Below are 1,208 nucleotides of genomic sequence, written 5' to 3'. Positions count from 1 at the left end.
ACGCACACCACGACATCCAGGGGGGCGACGTGCACGCGTCGCCACCCCTCTGACGCTATTTGGCAGGAGGTATGGTCATGCTGCGGAGCTCAGCGGGCATCCGGTCGATGCGGTCCATCGGCGGGGTCATCATTCTCGCGGTCGGCCCTGGAGGCCTCGCCGCTCAGCAGGACGCGCCGAAGGTGCGCGTCCAGGTCACCGGCGAGGCCACCGCGCTGGCGCCCGGTGTCATCTCGGTCGCGGAGTCCAACGACGAGTATCTGACCTACGCGCCGGACGGTAGGCTCGCCGTGTTCACCCGGAGAGAGGGCCGCCAGACCCGGCTGTGGCAGACGAGTCTCGTGGACGGAAGCTGGACGCCGCCTCGGCTGGTGGACTTCGCCGGCGAGTTCAACGACAATCGCTCCGCGTTCACTCCCGACGGCCGGCGCCTCTTCTTCGCGTCCAATCGCCCGCACGCGGGGGCGGGCTCGGCGGCGCGATCCGATCTGGACATCTGGACCGTGGAGCGCACGTCCTCGGGCGCGTGGGGCGAGCCGCGTCCCCTCTCCGGCCCCGTGAACAGCTCCGAGCACGAGACCCATCCCTCGGTGGCGTCGTCCGGGAATCTCTACTTCGTGCGGTGGGGCGAGGAGGAAACCGACATCTTCGTAGCCGAGTGGAACGGCGAGTCGTACCAGGAGCCGCGCCGCTTCGGGCCCGAGATCAACACCGCGGGGCCCGATTCACACCCCTTTATCGACCCCGAGGAGCGGTTTCTCCTTTTCGCCCCGACGGGACGCGCGGATGGCTTGGGGGGCGGCGACATCTACGTGAGCTATCCCACTCCCGAGGGGTGGAGCGTCGGCGAAAACCTGGGCCCGCGCATCAACTCCGATTTCTACGAGTACAGCGCGCGCGTGGGCCCCGACGGGCGGGTCACGTTCTCGCGCGCCGGTTTCGGCGAGCCGGAAACGCGCCCCGCCGACCTGTTCGTGATCGATCTGGAGATAAGACCGGCCCACCACTAGCAGGTCGCTGAAAAAGGGTAGCGAGCCGCGTTGGGAGCGCCACGGGGTCGGCTGCAAGGCAGCGCGAGGACGCGATACCGCTGCGTATCGGGGAGGAGCGCTAACGACGTCAGACGGCCCCGTGCCGCCCCAACCCGAAGGGAGCAGGGGGGTTGCGGGATCCAGCGTTCGTCTCTCCTCGTCGCCATAGCTTAGGCT

At 68.6% G+C, this 1,208-nt stretch carries 1 protein-coding gene; it reads left to right on the top strand.

What is annotated here, in order from left to right; genetic code table 11:
• The first annotated feature begins 77 nt into the window (after positions 1–77).
• On the top strand, positions 78–1,010 hold the full coding sequence (locus ABFS34_16915) for a hypothetical protein (protein ID MEN8377108.1): 933 nt from the start codon (positions 78–80) through the stop codon (positions 1,008–1,010).
• Positions 1,011–1,208: the final 198 nt, after the last annotated feature.

Source organism: Gemmatimonadota bacterium, assembly GCA_039715185.1.
GTDB lineage: Bacteria > Gemmatimonadota > Gemmatimonadetes > Longimicrobiales > RSA9 > DATHRK01.
This window is presented reverse-complemented; position numbering and strand designations above follow the sequence as displayed.